The organism is Bradyrhizobium sp. USDA 4504 (assembly GCF_054063995.1).
The window spans coordinates 2,831,424-2,850,166 of the sequence record NZ_JBSSGV010000001.1 but is presented as its reverse complement, the minus strand read 5'-3'; the positions used below and the strand labels follow the sequence as shown (position 1 = coordinate 2,850,166).

General features: G+C 64.5%; 20 protein-coding genes and 1 pseudogene. 14 read left to right on the top strand and 7 right to left on the bottom strand.

The features are described from left to right. Window positions 1-94: 94 nt before the first annotated feature. The 8 genes from ACVMB1_RS12980 to ACVMB1_RS12945 all read left to right on the top strand — a co-directional run bounded on the left by ACVMB1_RS12980 (window position 95) and on the right by ACVMB1_RS12945 (window position 8,162). The gene (locus tag ACVMB1_RS12980; RefSeq protein ID WP_016847560.1) at window positions 95-1,033 is read left to right on the top strand and encodes a carbohydrate ABC transporter permease; all 939 of its coding nucleotides are present in this window, start codon (window positions 95-97) and stop codon (window positions 1,031-1,033) included. Further along, window positions 1,033-1,944, top strand: a complete 912-nt coding sequence (locus ACVMB1_RS12975; RefSeq protein ID WP_016847559.1) for a carbohydrate ABC transporter permease — start codon at window positions 1,033-1,035, stop codon at window positions 1,942-1,944. Before ACVMB1_RS12980 ends, ACVMB1_RS12975 begins: the two co-directional genes overlap by 1 nt. Window positions 1,945-1,948: 4 nt before the next feature. Then, window positions 1,949-3,049: an ABC transporter ATP-binding protein gene (locus tag ACVMB1_RS12970; RefSeq protein WP_057018685.1), complete on the top strand. Its 1,101-nt coding sequence runs from the start codon at window positions 1,949-1,951 to the stop codon at window positions 3,047-3,049. A gap of 29 nt (window positions 3,050-3,078) precedes the next feature. After that, complete coding sequence (locus ACVMB1_RS12965) at window positions 3,079-4,068, top strand: hydroxyacid dehydrogenase (protein ID WP_057018686.1); 990 nt, start codon at window positions 3,079-3,081, stop codon at window positions 4,066-4,068. Window positions 4,069-4,137: 69 nt separating this feature from the next. Next, window positions 4,138-5,562: an amidase gene (locus ACVMB1_RS12960; protein ID WP_141342399.1), complete on the top strand. Its 1,425-nt coding sequence runs from the start codon at window positions 4,138-4,140 to the stop codon at window positions 5,560-5,562. A 100-nt stretch (window positions 5,563-5,662) separates the two neighbouring features. Beyond that, the gene (locus ACVMB1_RS12955; RefSeq protein WP_057018687.1) at window positions 5,663-6,328 is read left to right on the top strand and encodes a hypothetical protein; all 666 of its coding nucleotides are present in this window, start codon (window positions 5,663-5,665) and stop codon (window positions 6,326-6,328) included. 40 nt (window positions 6,329-6,368) lie between these two features. Further along, window positions 6,369-7,157 (top strand): transporter substrate-binding domain-containing protein, encoded by a 789-nt coding sequence (locus ACVMB1_RS12950; protein WP_456849894.1) that lies wholly within the window; start codon window positions 6,369-6,371, stop codon window positions 7,155-7,157. Window positions 7,158-7,328: 171 nt separating this feature from the next. Further along, entirely contained in the window at window positions 7,329-8,162 is an 834-nt protein-coding gene (locus ACVMB1_RS12945; RefSeq protein WP_253623895.1) for a DUF2147 domain-containing protein, read from the top strand. Between the two features lie 349 nt (window positions 8,163-8,511). On the opposite strand, the pseudogene ACVMB1_RS12940 reads toward ACVMB1_RS12945, so the two are convergent. The 3 genes and pseudogenes from ACVMB1_RS12940 to ACVMB1_RS12930 form a co-directional block, all read right to left on the bottom strand. Continuing rightward, a pseudogene (locus tag ACVMB1_RS12940) lies at window positions 8,512-9,539 on the bottom strand (IS110 family RNA-guided transposase). A gap of 219 nt (window positions 9,540-9,758) precedes the next feature. Further along, complete coding sequence (locus tag ACVMB1_RS12935; protein WP_076828878.1) at window positions 9,759-10,163, bottom strand: (R)-mandelonitrile lyase; 405 nt, start codon at window positions 10,161-10,163, stop codon at window positions 9,759-9,761. 23 nt (window positions 10,164-10,186) lie between these two features. Beyond that, on the bottom strand, window positions 10,187-10,885 hold the full coding sequence (locus tag ACVMB1_RS12930) for a ribonuclease activity regulator RraA (protein WP_076828879.1): 699 nt from the start codon (window positions 10,883-10,885) through the stop codon (window positions 10,187-10,189). A gap of 213 nt (window positions 10,886-11,098) precedes the next feature. Here ACVMB1_RS12930 and pxpB point away from each other — a divergent pair, with 213 nt between their 5' ends. The 4 genes from pxpB (at window position 11,099) to ACVMB1_RS12910 (ending at window position 14,230) form a co-directional block, all read left to right on the top strand. Then, window positions 11,099-11,830 carry a 5-oxoprolinase subunit PxpB gene (gene pxpB, locus ACVMB1_RS12925; RefSeq protein WP_057018691.1) on the top strand — a complete coding sequence of 244 codons (732 nt, stop codon included), beginning with the start codon at window positions 11,099-11,101 and terminating at the stop codon, window positions 11,828-11,830. Then, complete coding sequence (locus ACVMB1_RS12920) at window positions 11,827-12,861, top strand: 5-oxoprolinase subunit C family protein (protein WP_141341295.1); 1,035 nt, start codon at window positions 11,827-11,829, stop codon at window positions 12,859-12,861. The genes pxpB and ACVMB1_RS12920 overlap by 4 nt, the downstream gene beginning before the upstream one ends. Window positions 12,862-12,891: 30 nt before the next feature. Then, on the top strand, window positions 12,892-13,665 hold the full coding sequence (locus ACVMB1_RS12915; RefSeq protein WP_057018693.1) for a LamB/YcsF family protein: 774 nt from the start codon (window positions 12,892-12,894) through the stop codon (window positions 13,663-13,665). Between the two features lie 148 nt (window positions 13,666-13,813). Then, window positions 13,814-14,230 carry a hypothetical protein gene (locus ACVMB1_RS12910; RefSeq protein ID WP_057018694.1) on the top strand — a complete coding sequence of 139 codons (417 nt, stop codon included), beginning with the start codon at window positions 13,814-13,816 and terminating at the stop codon, window positions 14,228-14,230. Window positions 14,231-14,304: 74 nt separating this feature from the next. Here the strand turns inward: ACVMB1_RS12910 and ACVMB1_RS12905 are convergent, their stop codons facing one another. The 3 genes from ACVMB1_RS12905 to ACVMB1_RS12895 all read right to left on the bottom strand — a co-directional run bounded on the left by ACVMB1_RS12905 (window position 14,305) and on the right by ACVMB1_RS12895 (window position 16,547). Further along, complete coding sequence (locus tag ACVMB1_RS12905; protein WP_016844408.1) at window positions 14,305-14,457, bottom strand: hypothetical protein; 153 nt, start codon at window positions 14,455-14,457, stop codon at window positions 14,305-14,307. 345 nt (window positions 14,458-14,802) lie between these two features. Further along, window positions 14,803-15,960, bottom strand: a complete 1,158-nt coding sequence (locus ACVMB1_RS12900) for a CmpA/NrtA family ABC transporter substrate-binding protein (RefSeq protein WP_057018695.1) — start codon at window positions 15,958-15,960, stop codon at window positions 14,803-14,805. Continuing rightward, a complete protein-coding gene (locus ACVMB1_RS12895) occupies window positions 15,957-16,547 on the bottom strand; it encodes an ANTAR domain-containing response regulator (protein WP_028332037.1) in 591 nt (196 codons plus the stop codon). The genes ACVMB1_RS12900 and ACVMB1_RS12895 overlap by 4 nt, the downstream gene beginning before the upstream one ends. Before the next feature lie 116 nt (window positions 16,548-16,663). Between ACVMB1_RS12895 and rimO the strand changes: the two genes are divergently transcribed. Both rimO and ACVMB1_RS12885 read left to right on the top strand, forming a co-directional pair. After that, window positions 16,664-17,989 carry a 30S ribosomal protein S12 methylthiotransferase RimO gene (rimO, locus tag ACVMB1_RS12890; protein ID WP_057018697.1) on the top strand — a complete coding sequence of 442 codons (1,326 nt, stop codon included), beginning with the start codon at window positions 16,664-16,666 and terminating at the stop codon, window positions 17,987-17,989. A gap of 101 nt (window positions 17,990-18,090) precedes the next feature. Then, window positions 18,091-18,264 (top strand): hypothetical protein, encoded by a 174-nt coding sequence (locus tag ACVMB1_RS12885; protein ID WP_159109454.1) that lies wholly within the window; start codon window positions 18,091-18,093, stop codon window positions 18,262-18,264. On the opposite strand, the gene ACVMB1_RS12880 is transcribed toward ACVMB1_RS12885, so the two are convergent. Then, a complete protein-coding gene (locus ACVMB1_RS12880) occupies window positions 18,241-18,672 on the bottom strand; it encodes a hypothetical protein (RefSeq protein WP_456848628.1) in 432 nt (143 codons plus the stop codon). The genes ACVMB1_RS12885 and ACVMB1_RS12880 overlap by 24 nt on opposite strands. Between the last annotated feature and the right edge of the window lie 71 nt (window positions 18,673-18,743).

The following is an 18,743-nucleotide window of genomic DNA, read 5'->3' as shown; positions in this document are numbered from 1 at the left end:
CCACCCGTAATGTTGGCCGCGCGAGGTCCCGTCTTCACATCCCAGCCGCCGGACTGGCGAGCTGTGCAACCAACCCGCGCGAGGGACCTGCGTTATGGTTGACGTCGCATTCCAATCCAACCGCGCAGCCGCTGCCCAGACGGGACGAAGGCGCGCCGGCCTGCGCAACGCGCTGCGGCGCAAGTCGATGGCCGCGTTCCTGATGACATTGCCGCTGATCCTCCTGATCGCGATCCTGGTGCTCTACCCGGCCCTCTACTCCTTGCACCTCGCGACGCTGAACAAGGCGATGACGAAGTTCGTCGGGTTCGGCAATTTCGAGTTCCTGTTCAAGCGCGACACCTTCTGGCTGGTGGTCAAGCAATCCTGCATTTTCGCGATCTCGGCGGTGATCTTCAAAGCCCTGATCGGCTTCATCGTCGCGCATTTCGTGCACAACGTACCCGCCAACAAGCAGCGCAAGTGGCGCGGCATGCTGCTGGTGCCATGGGTGATCCCGCCGGCGATGAGCACGCTGGCGTGGCTCTGGCTGTTCGACCCCTCCTACAGCGCCTTCAACTACACGCTTTCCTTCTTCGGCATCGGGCCGATCCCGTGGACCGGCGATGCGATGTGGGCGCGCTTCTCGGTGATCCTCGTCAACGTCTGGTACGGCGCGCCATTCTTCATGATCATGTATCTGGCGGCGTTGAAATCGGTACCCGACCAGCTTTATGAGGCGGCCGCTATCGACGGCGCCAATTGGTGGCAGCGCATCTGGTACGTTACGCTGCCGATGATGCGCAACATCATCGCGATCACGACGCTGTTCTCGCTGATCGTGACCTTCGCCAATTTCGACATCGTGCGCATCCTGACCGCGGGCGGGCCGCTCGACCACACCCATATCTTCGCCACCTGGGCGTTCCGCGTCGGCATCGAGGGCAGTGATGTGCCGCTCGGCGCCAGCGTTTCGCTGTTCATGGTGCCGATCCTCGCGGTCGCGGCGATCTTCATCCTGCGCGACATCACCAAACGCGGGAACGAAGCCTGATGAGCTCGCTGACGATCGACAAGTCCGGACCGACCCGCAAGGTCAAGTACGGCAGCATGAGCCGCGACCGCGCCTGGGCGCTACGCTGGTCCTATTTCTTCCTGGTGCTGTTTGCGATCTTCTCGCTGACGCCGCCGATCTACATGCTGATCACCTCGCTGAAGAGCAGCGCCGAGATCTCGGCCGCGACCAATCCGTGGTGGGTCTATCATCCGACACTCAGCAACTACATCGAGCTGCTGACCTCGAACCAGTTCCTGCGCTTCTTCTGGAACTCGGCCTGGGTCTCGATCATCGTGGTCACCATCACGATGCTGATCAGCGTGCCGGCGGCCTTTGCGCTGGCGCGGATGAAATTCTGGGGTTCGGCGACGCTCGCGACCGGCGTGTTCCTCACCTATCTCATTCCGGACAGCCTGCTGTTCATTCCGCTGTTCAAGATGTTCGCCGTGTTCGGCGACTGGACCGGCATCCAGCTGGTCAATCGCTGGTACGTGCTGCTGTTCATCTACCCGACGCTGACGGTGCCGTTCTGCACCTGGATCATGATCGGCTATTTCGCCTCGATCCCGAAGGAGCTCGACGAGGCGGCGATTATCGACGGCGCGAGCTGGTTCCAGACGCTGACCCGGATCTTCATCCCGGTCGCGCTGCCCGGCCTGATCGCGGCCACGATCTTCGCCTTCACCGTCTCCTGGGCTCAGTTCCTCTATCCGCTGGTGTTCACGACATCGACCGATCAGCTGGTGCTGCCGGTCGGCATCATCACGACCCTGATCAAGGGTGACGTCTTCAACTGGGGACAGATCATGACCGGCGCCCTGCTCGGCGCCGCGCCGCCGCTGATCATCTATGCCTTCCTGATGGACTACTACATTGCTGGCCTGACCGCCGGTGCGACAAAGGGTTGAACTTATGGCTGATGTCAGTTTGCGGAAGGTTGTGAAGCGTTACGATGAGGTCGAGGCGGTGCGCGGCATCGACCTTGATATCGCCGACCATGAGTTCGTGGTGCTGGTCGGGCCAAGCGGCTGCGGCAAGTCGACGACGCTGCGGATGATCGCCGGCCTCGAGGACATTTCCGACGGCGACATCATGATCGGCGGCGACGTCGTCAACGACGTGCCGCCGAAGGACCGCGACATCGCGATGGTGTTCCAGAACTATGCGCTCTATCCGCATATGACCGTTGCCGAGAACATGTCGTTCGGCCTGCGGCTGAAGCACTATCCCAAGGCCGAGATCAAGAGCCGGGTCACCGAGGCAGCCCGCATGCTCGACATCACCGACCTGATCGACCGCAAGCCGAAGCAGCTCTCCGGCGGCCAGCGCCAGCGCGTCGCGATGGGGCGGGCGATCGTGCGCAATCCGAAGGTGTTCCTGTTTGACGAGCCGCTGTCCAACCTCGACGCCAAGCTGCGCGTGCAGATGCGGATCGAGATCAAGAAGGTGCATCAGAAGGTCCGCACCACGACGGTCTACGTCACCCACGACCAGGTCGAGGCGATGACGCTTGCCGACCGCGTCGTGGTGATGAATCACGGCAGGATCGAGCAGATCGGCACGCCCAACGAGCTCTACCACAAGCCGGCGACCCGGTTCGTCGCAAGCTTCATCGGCTCGCCCGCGATGAATTTCGTGCCCTGTCGGCTCGAGGACACCGGCGGCAAGCTCAACGTGCGGCTGACCGATCGCCTCGCTTTCACGCTGCCGCCGGCACGCGCCGCCCGCTACCAGGCTCTCTCCCGCACCGACAAGCTGTTGCTGGGCATCCGGCCCGAGCACGTCATGGAGGCGCGGCCGCATGCCGAACCGGGCATCGAGCCGTTCGACGCGACGCTCGACGTCACCGAGCCGATGGGGATGGAGACCCTGGTCTATTTCACGCTGGAGGGCACCCAGGTCTGCGGCCGGGTCAATCCCAATGCCGGTGCGCAGGATGGCAGCCCGCTCCGATTGGCTGTGGACCTCAACAATATGCATTTGCTAAACGAGGTGACCGGCGTCGTCCTTTGACGGCGCACAAGAAACCTCAAGGGCAGGAAATGGCCACCAACAAGAAGAAGATTTTCGTCACCCAGACTTTGTCACCGGGGGCACGGGTGCTCCTCAACGAGCGGGACGACGTAGAACTCATCGAATTTCCCAACCTGATCTCCGCCAAGGACTTTCAGACCATGCTCGAGCAGCATGCGCCGGTCCATGGCGTGGCGCTGGGCGCAACCCGCTTCGGCGAGGCGGAGCTGGAGGCGTCCAAGGGCATGATGGTGGTGACCCGGATCGGTGTCGGCTATGACGCCGTCGACGTTCCGGCGCTGTCGCGCCGCAAGGTGCCGCTGATGGTCGCAGGCACGGCGAACTCGCCGTCGGTCGCCGAACAAGCTGTGTTCATGATGCTGACGCTGGCCAAGCGCGCGCAGGAAATGCACACGATGGTCAAGGACGGCACCTGGGCGAGCCGGCTCGGCGTGCTGCCGTTCGATCTCTACGGCAAGACCGTCCTGATCGTTGGCTTCGGCCGCATCGGCACCCGCACCGCCAAGCGCTGCCTCGCCATGGAAATGAACGTGCTGGTCTACGATCCCTACAAGCCCGCCAGCGAGATCACGGCTGCCGGCTGCGAGGCCGTGTCGAACCTCGAAGCGGCGCTGCCGCGGGCGGACTTCGTCACGATCCATTGCCCGAAGAATCCCGAAACCGTCGGGCTGTTTAACGCCGCGCGGATCAGGTTGATGAAGCCGACCGCCTATCTCATCAACACCGCCCGCGGCGGCATCGTCGACGAGACGGCGCTGCACGACGCGCTGGTGTCAGGCAAGCTCGCCGGTGCCGGCCTCGACGTGTTCGAGGTCGAGCCGCCGCCGGTCGGCCAGCCCCTGCACGCTTTGCCCAACGTGATCATGGCGCCGCACGTCGCGGGCGTCACGGTCGAGGCCGTCGATCGCATGAGCGAGCAGACCGCACGCAATATCCTGAGCGTGCTGGATGGCAATCCGCTGCGCCAGAATGTGATCAACCAGGACGTCCTCGGCTGAGCTTTCAGCCTTCCTCGTTTGCGCCGCGGCCGATCCGAAACGATCGGCCCGGCGATGCGGAGTACCCACATGGCCTTCAAGGAATTCGGCAACTACGATGCGGTCGGTCTCGCCGAACTCGTCCGCAACAAGGACGTGACGCCGAAGGAGCTGCTCGACGAGGCGATCGCGCGCACCGCCGCCGTCGATCCGAAGATCAACGCGGTCGTCGTCAAGCATTACGACTATGCCGAGCGCCAGATCGCCAGAGGGCTGGCTGACGGTCCCTTCACCGGCGTGCCGTTCCTGCTGAAGGACCTCGATCTGCTCGAAGGCACCCGCACCACGTCGGGCGCCAGCCTGCTGAAGGACTTCGTCGCCGATCACAACGGCACCCTGGCCCAGCGTTTCCTCGATGCCGGGCTTGCGATCTTCGGCAAGAGCTCGAGCCCGGAATTCGGGCTGATGCCGACGACGGAATCCCGCCTGTTCGGCCCGACCCGCAATCCCTGGAATCTCGACCATTCCTCCGGCGGCTCGTCCGGCGGCGCTGGGGCTGCGGTCGCGGCCCGCATCCTGCCCGTCGCGCATGCCAGCGACGGCGGCGGGTCGATCCGGATCCCCGCCTCCGCTTCCGGGGTGTTCGGCATGAAGCCGACGCGCGCCCGCAATCCGGTGGGTCCCGATCGCGGCGAAGGCTGGGGCGGCTTCTCCGTCGGCCATGTGCTGAGCATCAGCGTCCGCGACAGCGCGGTGATGATGGATGCGATCCACGGTCCGGAGCCGTCGAGCCTCTACGTGGCGCCGCCGCCGGAGCGACCGTTCTCGCAGGAAGTCGGCCGCGATCTCGGCCATTTGCGCATCAGCTTCACCGACAAGTCGCCCTACGGCGATGCGATCGATCCCGAGATCGCTGCGGCGGTGCGCGACATAGCCAAGCTGCTGGCGGGCCTCGGCCATCACGTCGAGGAACGTGCGCCGCCGCTTGCGGCCGATCCCGCCGCAGTCATGACGACCATCGTCGGCGGCAACACGGCGCTGACGATCCGTCTGCTCGAGCAGCGCGTCGGGCGCACCCTGACGTCGGACGATGTCGAGCGGCTCACGCTCGCCAGCGCCCAGAATGCGACCAAGATGAACCCGGCCGACTACGTGGCCGCGCAGCTTGCGGCGTTCCAGATCTCGCGCGCGCTTGCGACCTTCTTCGAAGGTTGCGACATCTTCCTCAGCCCGACGCTGTGCGCGCCGCCGCTCCGCCTCGGCGAGCTGAACACGATGTCCGAGGACCTCGGCCACATCGCGCCGGTGCTGCGCCGCTACATGCCGGGCACCTCGATGTTCAACATGTCCGGACAGCCGGCGATGTCGGTGCCGCTGGCTTGGAACAAGGCCGGTCTGCCACTCGGCATGATGTTCGCGGCCAAGCTCGGCGAGGAAGGACTGCTGTTCCGCCTGGCCGGCCAGCTCGAACAGGTCCGCCCCTGGAAGGACCGGCGTCCGCCGGTTTGCGCGTAGGCCCCACCGAAGCGCCCGGGCTGACAAAGGCCAGTCAGATCAGGTAGATAGGAATGGCGTCGGCGCGATTCCGCCAACGCCGAGCCTGGGAGACCGAACCGTGAGTGACCCGACCGACAATGCGCTCGCCGCAATCGCGAGCATCCTCGATCAGACGACGACACCTCCCGAGAAGGCCAAATCGTCCGACAAGACGGCGGATAAGGAAGCCGAGCCCGCCAAGGAGCCTCCGGTCTCCATCGCGATGCCGCCGCCCCTTCCGTCGTCAGTCGAAGTCGTATCAGTCGAGACCGTGTCCATCACGACCGTGTCCGTCGAGGCCGCGCCCGCCGAGTCGTCGGCGGGCGAGCCGCCGCCGGTCGAGGCGTCCGAACCGGTCGAACAGCCCGAGGCAAGTAAAGCTGAAGCAAGTGAACCGGAGCCAACCGAACCGGAGCCGAGCCAGCCGGAAGCGGAGCCGGAGTCGATCCAGCCGCCGCCCCAACCGATCGAGGCCAATGGCTATTCCAAGTCCGGCCCAGGACCAATGGCCGCGCTGCGCTTCCGCTGGACGGTGCGCCAGGACGGCGCCCAATATTATGTCGACGAGACCGTCGGCGAGGCATCGACCCCGCTCGTCAACGGCCCGATGGAGCGGGACGCCGCGATCAAATTCGTCGACGATCGCGAGGCCCAAGCGCGGCGGCGCTTCGAGCATTTCAAGCACGAGATGCTCAGCCGCACTGCAAGCGTCGTTCAGGCGAGCAAGGACAGCAACGAGGCCTGAGACGCGATACGTGCCCTTCGGGCATCGCAATCAAATGCGGATGGAAAAGACCTCGATGTTTCGCGCGCTGGCCGGCCTCGCTCTCGCTTTGCTCCTGTCCGCCGCGCACGCGCAGCAGGCGCCGTCCCGGCTCGATGAGATCGTCAAGCGCGGCATCCTGCGCGTCGGCATGACCGGCGACTATTTGCCCTTCACCTATCTCGACAAGGAGACCAAGGCCTTCCGCGGCTTCGATGTCGACATGGCGCAGTCACTCGGCAAGGCGCTCGGCGTCAAGGTCGAGTTCGTGCCGACATCGTGGCCGCAGATGACCAGGGATTTCGAGGCCGACGATTTCGACATCGCGATGGGCGGCGTCTCCATCACCTTCGATCGGCAGAAGAAGGGTCTGTTCTCGACGCCGATCATGCGCGAAGGCAAGACGCCGATCGCGCGCTGCGCCGACAAGGGCAAGTTTGAGACGATCGCCGAGATCGACAAACCCGGCACCCGAGTCATCGTCAATCCCGGCGGCACCAACGAGCGCTTCGCGCGCGCCCACGTGAAAGCCGCCGAGATCCGCGTCTTCAACGACAACACCAAAATCTTCGACGAGATCGCCAAGGGCGACGCCGACCTGATGATGACCGATGCGTCCGAGACGCGCTATCAACAGAAACTGCATCCCGGCGTGCTGTGCGCCGTGCATCCCGACAAGCCGTTCGACTTCGCGGAAAAGGCCTATTGGATGCAGCGCGACGTCGCCTTGAAAGCGTTCGTCGACCAATGGCTTCACATCGCGCGCGAAGATGGCAGCTACGCGAAGATCTACGCTGCATGGTTCGAATAGCCCGCGCCACGCTCAAAATTTGAAGCGCACGGCCTGAAACCAGACCGCAATCCAGCGATTTGAACCTAGGCCGCGAGGATACGACTCATGTTCTGACCGTGATCTAGGACACGTTCAGCGAGGTGGTCACCGGATAGCCTTGCGAACAGGTTCCCTGCACCGGAGGTCGGGATGAGAAAACTACTGGCGATCGCCACGTTCGTACTGGCGAGCACGGCCGCAGCGCAGGCGCAGTACACATTCGATTACGGCGGCCGCACGATTCGAATCGATCCCGATCGCGGCACGGTTTCGATCCCCGGCGTCTACGACAATACTCCCCGCCGCACCAAACGCGCCAAAAGCGAGGACACCGAGCAGAAGCGCAAGGTTCCGAAGGAAGCCAACACGGACGCCAAGTCGGACACTAAGACGGACGCTAAGACGAATTCCCAGGCCGCGCCGCCCAGCGCGCCAGCAGCGACTGCTCCGCCCGCCGTCGATCAGGCCGCCGTCCCGCCGGCGCCTGCCGCAACGGCAGAGCCGCCCAGCACGGGCGTTGCGCCCACGCCGCCTTCAGCTACAGCCGCGACCACACCGCCGCCGCCCGCGGCGCCAGCCGTCCAGCAAACTGCGCCGGCTGCAAAGCCCACCACCGCTCCAACGGTCGGCGCCGCCTCGCCGAGCGCTCCGGTGCCCAAGCCGCTCGCCAATCCCGTGCAAGCAGCGAACTCGCCGCTCGGCGTCTGGCTCACCGAAGAGAAGGAAGGCAAAATCCGCATCGAGCAATGCGGTGGCAATCTCTGCGGGTACGCCGTCGACAAGAAATCGAACGCCAACGGCGAACAGGTGCTGGTCAACATGAAGGCGGGCAAGGACAAGTGGAGCGGCCGCATCTTCGATCCGAACAGCGGCAGCACCTACGATTCCACCATCGCGATGAGGAGCCCGGACACGCTACGCGTCCAGGGCTGTGCGTTCGGCGGCATGTTCTGCGGCGGCCAGACCTGGACGCGGGTGAATTGATTGCCTGCAAATCGTAGCCCGGATGGAGCGAAGCTTAATCCGGGATTTTCACCATGGGAGAGACTGCCCCGGATTGCGCTTCGCTCCATCCGGGCTTCTGTAACGGGCCTTGGTTAGTCAATCCCTTTTCGCGTCATCCACTCGCCGGGCACTTGCTTCTGTACGGGATCGGCGCGAAGGCCGTCGCCTGATGGGGTGCATTGAGGAGCCGGCCGGCCAATCTACGGATTGCGTGGTCGTGAGCCACTTCCCGGATGGCGGCCTGACCGGATCCATCGTCCCAGCGGAGGGACTTCGCTCGGGGAGAGCCTGGTGTCGTGGCCCGCCCGGAACCGATTGCTGCTCCTGGCTAGATGGCCTTGGTCATCGGGTTGAACGGTTTGGTGTCGGCGAGCATGCGATGCAGGATCACGGCGAGCTTGCGAGCCAGCGCTACCTTGGCCTTGCGCATGCCTGCGCGCCGGGCGATCCGCATCGCCCAGCTCTTCAATGCCGAGCAATTCTTGACCGGCTTGGTCAGCATGACGTGAGCTGCCTGGTAGAGTGCCTCGCGCACGGAGGCATCCCCGATCTTGCTGATGCGGCCGGTGTAGTCGGTCTCACCGGACTGGTACTTCTTCGGGGTGAGCCCAAAGTGGGCTCCCGTGGCCTTCGAGGAGCGGAAGCGCTTCGGGTCGTCGATCGCCGCGGCATAGGTGAGCGCCACGATCGGACCAACGGACGGCGTTGTCATCAGGAGCTTGGCGGATGGATGCGTCCTGGCGAGCTTCTGGGTGTGCTTGTCCAGGCTCTTGAACTCCCGCAGCAGCACCGCATGGGCTTGGAGCAGCGCCGCCGCGACCAACTCCAGTCCGGGATGGCCGGTCACGAGCTCGCGGATGCGTCCGGCGAACGTGCGCTCGGTGGTCGCACCGACCTTCAGGCCAAAACCGCGAAGTATGCCGCGCAGGCTGTTCTCGACATCGCGAAGCTTGGATTGCAGCAGCTTGCGCGCCGTCAGGATGGCGCGGGTCTCCTGCGCCGCGACCGACTTGCAGTGCACCGGCCGGAACCAGCCGAGCCGCATCAACTGCGCGATCCGGCGGGCATCGTTGCGGTCCGTCTTCACCGGCATCGACTTGAAGGCTTCGCGAACGTGCCGCGTTTCCAGCAGCTCGACCGCAAGCCCTGCGTCTCGCAGACCCGCATACAGCCATTGCGACAAGGGGCCTGCCTCCAGCCCGATCCGTTCCAGTACCAGACCCAGCGACCGGAACCAGGCGATCAGCGCCGCCGGCTCGCTCGCAACCTTCGTCTCGCGCAAAATCTTGCCTGTCCCATCGACAAGGCAAACGCTCGAGCATTCCAAAGACACGTCATTCCTGCATAGTGGTACATGGTCGTCCCTTAATGATGCTTGGAGCGGGCTTGCCCGACTCCGTTGAACACCATCAGTTTGAGGGACGACCGCCTTCCAACCAACAGGCCGCTCGCGAGCGCGCTTCCAAATTGCGCCGTAGCGAGCGGGCGGCCGGCCCGTCACCCCATCTACGGTCTCATAAAATCAAAAGCCCCACCTGATAGCGGGGCTTTCATCTTGCGAACTGCTACGACGCTTCAGCCGACCTTGCCGCTGTATTCCTCGTCGGTGACGTGCTCCATCCAAGTCGAATAGACGCCATCGAGCGCCTCCTGCATGGCGATGTGGGTCATGCTGTTGTCCGGCGAGGCCCCGTGCCAGTGCTTCTCGTTCGGCGGAATCCAGACGACGTCGCCAGGGCGGATCTCCCTGATCGGGCCGCCCTTGGCCTGCACGCGCCCGATGCCGGAGATCACATACAGCGTCTGTCCGAGCGGATGGGTGTGCCAGGCGGTGCGTGCGCCGGGCTCGAACGACACGCGCGAGGCGTTCAGCCGCGCCGGCGCGGGCGCCATGTTGATCGGGTCCTGTAACACCGTGCCGGTAAAATTCTCCTTCGGCGCGCGGCGGGTCGGCCGCGAGCCGGAAACGTGGATGTCCATGGGGTTACCTCCCTTTCTTGACGTTATTTCTTGGTCGCGGCGTAGCGCGCCTTGGTCTCGGCATTCATCGGATACAGGCCGGGCAGCTGGGCGCCATTGTTCACCTCGTTGACGATCCACGCTTCCATCCGTTCCTGCTCCGGCCCCTCGGCCAGCACGTGATCGAGGAACGCCTGCGGGATCAGCACCGCGCCATCCTGGTCGGCCACCACCACGTCGTTCGGGAATACGGCAACGCCGCCACAGCCGATCGGTTCGCCCCAGCCGACGAAGGTCAGACCTGCAACCGACGGCGGAGCCGCGTAGCCGTCGCACCACACCGGCAGGCCGGTGCCGAGCACGCCCTCGACGTCGCGCACCACGCCATCGGTGATCAGCGCCGTCACCCCGCGCTTGGCCATGCGGGCGCAGAGGATGTCGCCGAAAATGCCGGCATCGGTGATGCCCATGGCATCGACCACGGCAATGCAGCCCGCCGGCATCGCCTCGATCGCGGTGCGGGTCGAGATCGGCGACGACCAGGATTCCGGCGTCGCCAGATCCTCACGGGCCGGCACGAAACGCAGCGTGAAGGCCGGTCCGACCAGCCGCTTCTGCCCTGGCTTCAGCGGCTTGGTGCCGCGCATCCAGATGTTGCGCAGGCCCTTCTTGAGCAGGACGGTGGTGATGGTGGCGGTGGACACGTGCGACAGCGTCGCGATCGCTTCGGCGGACAGTGACATCTGGAAAGCTTGCTCCGATGGGAGGAAAAGACCGGCGCATGTTGCCGGGCAAAGGCCTTGCGTCAAGGGCTGCGCGAAAAAGCTGCGATCATCCAGATTTATCACTGGCATGCCGATTAATTTATTGAAGTTGCTGCATCATTTTGCACGAAGCGAATTCCGTTTTATCTCGAAACACGCTAGCTTGATGGTTGACGAACAGCGCTTCACCCAATGGCCGACCCCTTAAGTCCTCCCCGCCTTTTGCCGAGTGGCGACAGCGCCATCACGGTGGAATTCAGCCGCACCATCGACGACGCCGCCAACCGGCGGGTGCTGGCGCTCGACCGCGTCATCGCTGCCGAGCCGATTGCCGGCATCACCGAGACCGTGCCGACCTACCGGTCGCTGCTGGTGCATTACGACCCCGTGCAGATTACTTTCGATGCGCTGGGCGAGCAGCTGCTGGCACGCGCCGCCAAGGCGCCGCCGACCGAGACCGGAACGCGGCGCTGGCGCATCCCGGTGACCTATGGCGGCGAGCACGGCATCGATCTCGAGGACGTCGCGAAGGCGCTCAAAACCACGCCCGACCAGATCGTGGCGCGCCATGTCGCCGGCGACTATCGCGTCGCCATGATCGGCTTCACGCCGGGCTGGTCCTATCTCAGCGGACTGGAGAAGTTCCTGCACATGCCCCGGCGCAAAGATCCGCGGCTCCTGACCCCGGCCGGCACCATTTCGATCGGCGGCATCCAGACCGGCGTGCAGTGCCTGGCCGGCCCGAGCGGCTGGCACCTGCTCGGCCGCACCCCGGTGCGAACCTACCAGTTGCATCGCGATCCGACCTTCCTGCTGGAGCCGGGCGACGCCATCACCTTCACGGCGGTGGACGCCAAGACCTTTGCCGAACAGGACCGCGCCGCCGAGGCCGGCGAGTTCGTCGCCGAACTGGTGACGCCATGAGCAAGCTCGTCGTCAGCTCGATCGGCCCGGCGAGCTCGGTGCAGGACGCTGGTCGTCCGGGCTCGCAGCGCTACGGTCTCGTGCCGAGCGGCGCGATGGACCGGCTTTCGCTGGCGGCCGCCAACACGCTGGTCGGCAACGACCTGTTCGCCGCCGCGGTCGAGATCGGCCCGTTCGGCGCCAGCTTCACCGCGCGCGGGGGCGCGGTGCGCGTCGCCCTCGCCGGCGCGTCGCGCAATGCGGATATCGGCGGCCGGCCGGTCGCGTTCGACAGCTCGGCGACGCTTGCCGAAGGTGAGACGCTCACTCTCGGCTTCGCGCGCGGCGGCTCGTTCAGCTATCTCGCGATCGAGCACGGCATCGAAGGCGAGCCGATGTTCGGCAGCCTCGCCGTCAACGCCCGCGCCGGGCTCGGCAGCCCCTACCCGCGGCCGCTGCAAAGCGGCGACGAGTTGACGACGCAGGCTGCAAGCGGCGCGCCCGAGCGCCGCATCGAATTGCCGGCCGCGACCGATGCGCCGATCCGCATCCTGTTCGGCCCGCAGGACGACGAGTTCGCCGAGGACCACAAGGAGCTGTTGGTCGACAGCGAGTGGAAGATCTCGGCGACCAGCGACCGCATGGGCTATCGCCTCGAAGGTCCCGCCATCAAGCATCTCGACGGCCACAACATCGTCTCCGACGGCACCGTGAACGGCAGCATCCAGGTGCCCGGCAACGGGCAGCCGATCGTGCTGATGCCGGACCGCGGCACCAGCGGCGGCTATCCGAAGATCGCAACCGTGATCACGGCCGATTTCGGCCGCTTCGCGCAGATCTCGGCCGGCCGGCCGTTCCGCTTCAAGGCGGTGACGATGGCTGAAGCGCAGGCCGAGGCGATCAAGTTCCACGAGCTGCTGCGTTCCCTGCCCGACCGCCTCCGCGGCATTGAGGATTTTGGTCTCAACATCGAAGCGCTGCGGGATGCGAATGTCGCGGGTCAGGCCGTCAACGCCGTCGATGTGTCGACCTGGCAAGTTGCGCTACCCTGAATCTGTACAACAACAGACGGATCGATCGTCATGACTTCAACTATCGACCTCAATTGCGATCTCGGCGAAAGCTTTGGCCCCTGGGAAATGGGCAATGATGCCGCGATGATCGAGCTTGCGACCTCGGTCAACGTCGCCTGCGGCTTTCATGCCGGCGACGCCGACATCATGCGCAAGACGGTCGAGCTGGCGAAAGCGCGCGGCGTCAGCGTCGGCGCCCATCCCGGCTATCGCGACCTGCACGGCTTCGGCCGCCGCCCGATGCCGGGACTGACGTCCTCGGAGATCGAGAACCTGATCGCCTATCAGATCGGCGCCCTGCAGGCGATCGCGACCGCGGCCGGCCACAAGGTCACCCACGTGAAGGCGCATGGCGCGATTTCCAACGTCGCTTGCGAGGACGACATGACGGCACGAGCGATCGCCAATGCGATCAAGGCAGTCGATCCCAATCTCATCTTCGTGGTGCTCGCCAACTCGAAGCTGGTGCGCGCAGGTGAAGCGGCGAATCTGCGGATGGCGCATGAGGTGTTCGCCGACCGCGCCTATGAGGACGACGGCAACCTGGTGTCGCGCAAGAAGCCCGGCGCGGTGCTGCACGATCCCAAGGCGATTGCCGATCGTGTGGTGCGGATGGTGCAGGACGGCGCGGTCGTCTCGGTCACCGGCAAGGTGATCAAGATGCAGACCGATACCGTCTGCATCCATGGCGACACGCGTGGCGCCGTCGAGATTGCGCGCGGCCTGCGCGAGGCGCTGAAGCAGGCGGGCATCACCGTTGCGCCGTTCAAGACCGCGCACTAAGCCGCGAACATCGATCAAAAAAGGGCCGGCCGCCGTGCCGGCCCTTTCGATTCCGTTAAGAGTCTTCTTAAACCCAAACTTGCCGTTTGATTGTTAGGTGCAGCTTCCGAGCCTTTGATTGTCCTCTTAGGAAATTGGGTACGAAAGCATGTTCCGCACCAGCCTCTCCCTCACCATTGCCGCGGTTGCCACCGCCGCCTTCACCAGCGCGGCATCCGCCGGCTGCTACAGCTGCTATACGCCGCCGCCGCAGCCGTGCACGACCTGCTATCAGGTGCAGAGCGTGCCGCCGCAGTATCGCACGGTGCAGGAGACCGTCATGGTGGCGCCGGGCCGCGTCGTCGCGCATCGCACGCCGGCACAGTATCGCACCGTGATGGTGCCGAGGACGGTGATGGTCGCGCCCGAAGGCGTCGCCTATGAGCGCATTCCGCCGCAATACGCCACCCAGGAGCGCGTGCAGATGGTCTCGCCGGGCTATTCCTACTACGCGCCGGTTCAGCAGACCTGCAGCACCTGCGGTGGCGGCTACGGCTACGGATATGGTCGCGGTTACGGCTACTGAGCTGTCAGCATCCAGCCAACACAAAGCCGCCGCCTGAGGACATCAGACGGCGGCTTTTGAATTTTCCGAAGGACTCAGAACGGGTGGACGGACAGCGTGCCGAACACGATGGCCGCGATCACCGCAAAGGCGCTGTACAGCGCCGCCGTGTGAATTCCGGTCCCGGACTTCCGTGAAATGTTACGCGCGTAAAGGTGCAGGCGGGCCTCCGCCGATAGCTCGCGCATGGTCGATCTCCAACGCCCCATTGTCGGACGTATGGAATATCGTTCGCGCCCGGATTCAAGCGGGCGGCAAAAATAGCGACGCCGCCGCCTTCGGGAACTCGGTTCCGAGAGGAATATTCCTTCCCGCGCGCTCGGCCGAGAATCCTATTCGCCGCAATTCGAGGCGTCGGGAACCCGCGCCAGTCCCGCGATAACCGAAAATCTCGAAAACAACCCCATGCAAAGTAGCCGGAGGTCGATAGCCGAGGCGCTGCCGCCGCCGCGCCTGTTGCCCATCCCTGTCTGTCCCAGCAACACGACGCACCGGTCGTGCACGTGCCGCCGGAAGCGGCCGCTGCGGCGCGCTCAGGCCTTCCAGCGCCCGATCTTGAACGCCGCCAGATGGCCCGGAACGTCGCTCGGGTCGAAAGGCGGGCCGGCGAACGCCCCGATGGCGCTGGAGGCGCCGGCCGGGCGACCCGATGCCGCGTCGTAGAGATCGGGCCTGAACACGGCCATGGCGGTCTTCAGCGCTTCCGGCCGGTATGGCGCCTGGCCCCAGCGAACCATCTGCGCATAGAGCCAGGCCGCCTGCCCCGGATCAGGCCGCGCCGCCGCCTCGCGCCCGACCAGCAAATAGCGATTGCTCTCGCGCATGGTGCCGTCGGGCGAAATCTTCAGGTGGCCATCGAGCGTGCGCTGGATGACGCTGGCATCGACGCCGATCCGCTCGGGCTGCGCCAGGATGCGCGCGACCTCGGACCGGTTCTCGGGCCGCTCGATGAACTCCACGGCGCGCAGATGTGCACGCACCAGCGCCGCCACGATGTCGGGATGCTTCTCCGACCAGCTCTGCCGCACCGCCAGCACCTTTTCCACCGCGCTGAGCAGGATGTCGGAGACGAAGTGCAGGATGTGGCCGATGCCGAGATCGACCGCGATCGAATTCCAGGGTGCGCCGACGCAGAACGCGTCGACATGACCGTTGGCGAGACTGTCGACCATGTAAGGCGGCGGCAGCACCACGAGCTGGACATCCTCGTCGGGATCGACGCCGCCGGCGGCCATCCAGAACCGCAACTGGTAATTGTGGGTCGAGAACGGGAAGGTCATGCCGAAGGTCAGCGGCTCCGCCCCGCTCTTCCGCCGCTTGGCCACCACGCGGGCGAGCGCCTGTGCGGTTGCCATCGGATCGAAGCGGTCGCCGTCGATCTCTTCCATCAGCGCGGCGTGCAGCGCCGGCGATACGGTGATGGCATTGCCGTTGAGCCCGAGGTTGAAGGGCGCCGCGATCGGCACCTTGACGTGACCGAGCCCGAGGCTCGAAGCGATCGCCACCGGCGCCAACAGATGAGCGGCATCGAACAGGCCGATATTGAGCTTGTCGCGGACGTTCGACCACGACACTTCCCGCACCAGCGTGACGTCGAGGCCTTCGGCCGCCGCGAATCCCTTGTCGACCGCAACGATCAGCGCGGCAGCGTCGACCAGCGGAATGAACCCGATGCGCAATGGTGTGGTCATTTCAACAGCTCCGACGCCGTCAGGATCGATTGCGCGATCTCTCCGATTTTCTTTTTCTCGCGCATCGCGGTCGAGCGCATCAGCACGTAGGCCTCCTCCTCGGTCAGTCCCTTCACCTTCATCAGGATGCCCTTGGCGCGATCGATCACCTTGCGCTCCTCCAGCGCGTGCTTGGTGCGGTCGAGCTCGTCCTGCAATTTGGCGAAGGCATTGAAGCGGGAGACGCACAGATCGAGGATCGGCTTCATCCGCTCCTTCTTGAGACCGTCGACGATGTAGGCGGAGACGCCCGCCTCGACCGAGGCCTGGATCGAGGCGGCGTCGCTCTGGTCGACGAACATCGCGATCGGCCGGCGGACGGCGCGGCTGACCTGGAACATTTGTTCCAGCACGTCGCGACTGGGGTTCTCGAGGTCGATGACGATGATCTCGGGGTCGAGCGCATAGATTCGCGAGAGCAGGCTCTGCATCTCGCTGATATGCACGACATCCGTATACCCGGCCTCCCGCAGTCCCTCTTCCAGGATGGCCGCTCGGATCGGGCTCTCGTCGACTATGACGATCTTGGGAGACGATTCAGCGCTCATCGACAACTCTTAAGGCCCGGCAGATGCATCCATATCATGCCGGAAGCGCCGGGAAAGGGTTGTAATTCTCGGCAATTGGGACTAGCTCCTGCCCATTCATCAGGCAGATCAGAGATATGCAAGAGGCCGCCGCGCCGAAAGTGAGCTTTGTGTCCTTGGGGTGCCCCAAGGCGCTGGTCGATTCCGAGCGCATCATCACCCGGCTGCGCGCGGAAGGCTATGAGCTGGCGCGCAAGCATGACGGCGCCGACATCGTCATCGTCAACACCTGCGGCTTCCTCGACAGCGCCAAGCAGGAATCGCTCGCCGCGATCGGCGAGGCCATGGCCGAGAACGGCAAGGTCATCGTCACCGGCTGCATGGGTGCCGAACCGGAGCAGATCGAGAGCGCCTATCCCGGCGTGCTCTCGATCACGGGGCCGCAGCAATATGAGAGCGTGCTGGACGCCGTGCATCGGGCGCTGCCGCCGGCGCACAACCCGCATATCGACCTGGTGCCGCCTCAGGGCGTCAAGCTGACGCCGCGGCACTACGCGTATTTGAAGATATCCGAAGGCTGCAACAACCGCTGCAGCTTCTGCATCATCCCGAAGCTGCGCGGCGATCTGGTGTCGCGGCCGGCCAATGACGTGCTGCGCGAGGCCGAGAAGCTGGTGAAGGCCGGCGTCAAGGAATTGCTCGTCATCTCGCAGGACACCTCGGCTTATGGCGTCGACCTGAAATACGCCGAGAGCCCGTGGCAGGACCGCAGCGTCCGCGCAAAATTCTTCGATCTCGCCAAGGAGCTCGGTGAGCTCGGCGCCTGGGTGCGGCTGCAATATGTCTACCCCTACCCGCATGTCGACGAGGTCATCGGCCTGATGACCGAGGGCAAGGTGCTGCCCTATCTCGACATCCCGTTCCAGCATGCGAGCCCTGACGTGCTGCGCGCGATGAAGCGCCCGGCTGCGCAGGAGAAGACGTTGGCGCGGATCCAGAAGTGGCGCGAGCAGAGCCCCGAGCTGACGCTGCGCTCGACCTTCATCGTCGGTTTCCCCGGCGAGACCGATTCCGATTTCGCCTATCTGCTCGACTGGCTCGATGAAGCGGAAATCGATCGCCTCGGCTGCTTCAAATACGAGCCGGTTGCCGGTGCCGCGTCGAACGCGATTGGCAATGCCGTACCCGACGAGATCAAGCAGGAGCGCTGGAATGCGCTGATGGCGCGGCAGCAGAAGATCTCCGCGAGGCGCCTCAAGCGCAAGGTCGGCACCCGCCAGCAGGTCATCATCGACGAGGTTGGCCCCACGGTGGCGAAGGGCCGGTCAAAGGCCGATGCGCCCGAGATCGACGGCGCCGTCTACCTCACCAGCCGCCGCCCGCTGAAGGTCGGCGAGATCGTGACCGCCAAGATCGAGCGCTCCGACCAGTACGACCTGCACGGCAGCGTCGCCGGATTCTAGCTCCAGTCCGCTCCTTCGAGACCACCCCGGATACCAAACGGCGTCCGTTGCTAGACGGAACTCAAGCGTCGCCGACAAATTGTTGGTCCAGGAGGAATACGATGAGCCGAGCAGATCTTTTGAGGCAGGCCGAGAACGCGGAGCGCCACGCTGACCAAGCCACCGATGAGGAAATCAAGAGCGCGCTAAAGAAGGCCGCCGATGATTATCGGCGCGAGGCCGCGCAGGAGACTGCTATCGCGACAATCGCGTCAGAAGCTGCCGAGCGCGGCTGAAACATCACGGAAGATAGTTGTGCTGAGTACGAGGATCTGGAAGATCACGACGAGAATGCAAAGCAACTGATAAAATGGAACGGACGGTTCGATCGGCTTTGCCCAACGCACCCAAGCAAAGGTCTCTCGCCCCCTAGCGACAGCTTCATCAGTCATGCTCATTGCCTGCCTGGCTCCCCACAATGGCATCAAGACAAGCCAAACTAGGAAAATCGGGCAAACGAAGAGGTAGGATATAGCGTTCTCAGGCTCAAGCGGCTTACCGAACCTATCGAGCCCATGACGGATGATTTCCGAGGGAATTGGAAACTTGAGGTAGATGTACAAGGTCACGCTTATACCCACGAAGGCAAGCAATGCATTGATGATTGCCGTGCGCTTCATGAGTTGCCGAAGGACACCGGCCAACTCGTCGGGCACCCGAGGACGGGCTTGCGCATTTTGAGACATTCAGGTCGAAACCTTCGAGCTTCTGCGAA

Coding starts and splice junctions, on each gene's coding strand:
- ACVMB1_RS12980 (WP_016847560.1), top strand. CDS start 95: ATGGTTGACGTCGCATTCCAATCCAACCGCGCAGCCGCTGCCCAGACG.
- ACVMB1_RS12975 (WP_016847559.1), top strand. CDS start 1,033: ATGAGCTCGCTGACGATCGACAAGTCCGGACCGACCCGCAAGGTCAAG.
- ACVMB1_RS12970 (WP_057018685.1), top strand. CDS start 1,949: ATGGCTGATGTCAGTTTGCGGAAGGTTGTGAAGCGTTACGATGAGGTC.
- ACVMB1_RS12965 (WP_057018686.1), top strand. CDS start 3,079: ATGGCCACCAACAAGAAGAAGATTTTCGTCACCCAGACTTTGTCACCG.
- ACVMB1_RS12960 (WP_141342399.1), top strand. CDS start 4,138: ATGGCCTTCAAGGAATTCGGCAACTACGATGCGGTCGGTCTCGCCGAA.
- ACVMB1_RS12950 (WP_456849894.1), top strand. CDS start 6,369: ATGGAAAAGACCTCGATGTTTCGCGCGCTGGCCGGCCTCGCTCTCGCT.
- ACVMB1_RS12945 (WP_253623895.1), top strand. CDS start 7,329: ATGAGAAAACTACTGGCGATCGCCACGTTCGTACTGGCGAGCACGGCC.
- ACVMB1_RS12935 (WP_076828878.1), bottom strand. CDS start 10,163: ATGGACATCCACGTTTCCGGCTCGCGGCCGACCCGCCGCGCGCCGAAG.
- ACVMB1_RS12930 (WP_076828879.1), bottom strand. CDS start 10,885: ATGTCACTGTCCGCCGAAGCGATCGCGACGCTGTCGCACGTGTCCACC.
- pxpB (WP_057018691.1), top strand. CDS start 11,099: ATGGCCGACCCCTTAAGTCCTCCCCGCCTTTTGCCGAGTGGCGACAGC.
- ACVMB1_RS12920 (WP_141341295.1), top strand. CDS start 11,827: ATGAGCAAGCTCGTCGTCAGCTCGATCGGCCCGGCGAGCTCGGTGCAG.
- ACVMB1_RS12915 (WP_057018693.1), top strand. CDS start 12,892: ATGACTTCAACTATCGACCTCAATTGCGATCTCGGCGAAAGCTTTGGC.
- ACVMB1_RS12910 (WP_057018694.1), top strand. CDS start 13,814: ATGTTCCGCACCAGCCTCTCCCTCACCATTGCCGCGGTTGCCACCGCC.
- ACVMB1_RS12905 (WP_016844408.1), bottom strand. CDS start 14,457: ATGCGCGAGCTATCGGCGGAGGCCCGCCTGCACCTTTACGCGCGTAAC.
- ACVMB1_RS12900 (WP_057018695.1), bottom strand. CDS start 15,960: ATGACCACACCATTGCGCATCGGGTTCATTCCGCTGGTCGACGCTGCC.
- ACVMB1_RS12895 (WP_028332037.1), bottom strand. CDS start 16,547: ATGAGCGCTGAATCGTCTCCCAAGATCGTCATAGTCGACGAGAGCCCG.
- rimO (WP_057018697.1), top strand. CDS start 16,664: ATGCAAGAGGCCGCCGCGCCGAAAGTGAGCTTTGTGTCCTTGGGGTGC.
- ACVMB1_RS12885 (WP_159109454.1), top strand. CDS start 18,091: ATGAGCCGAGCAGATCTTTTGAGGCAGGCCGAGAACGCGGAGCGCCAC.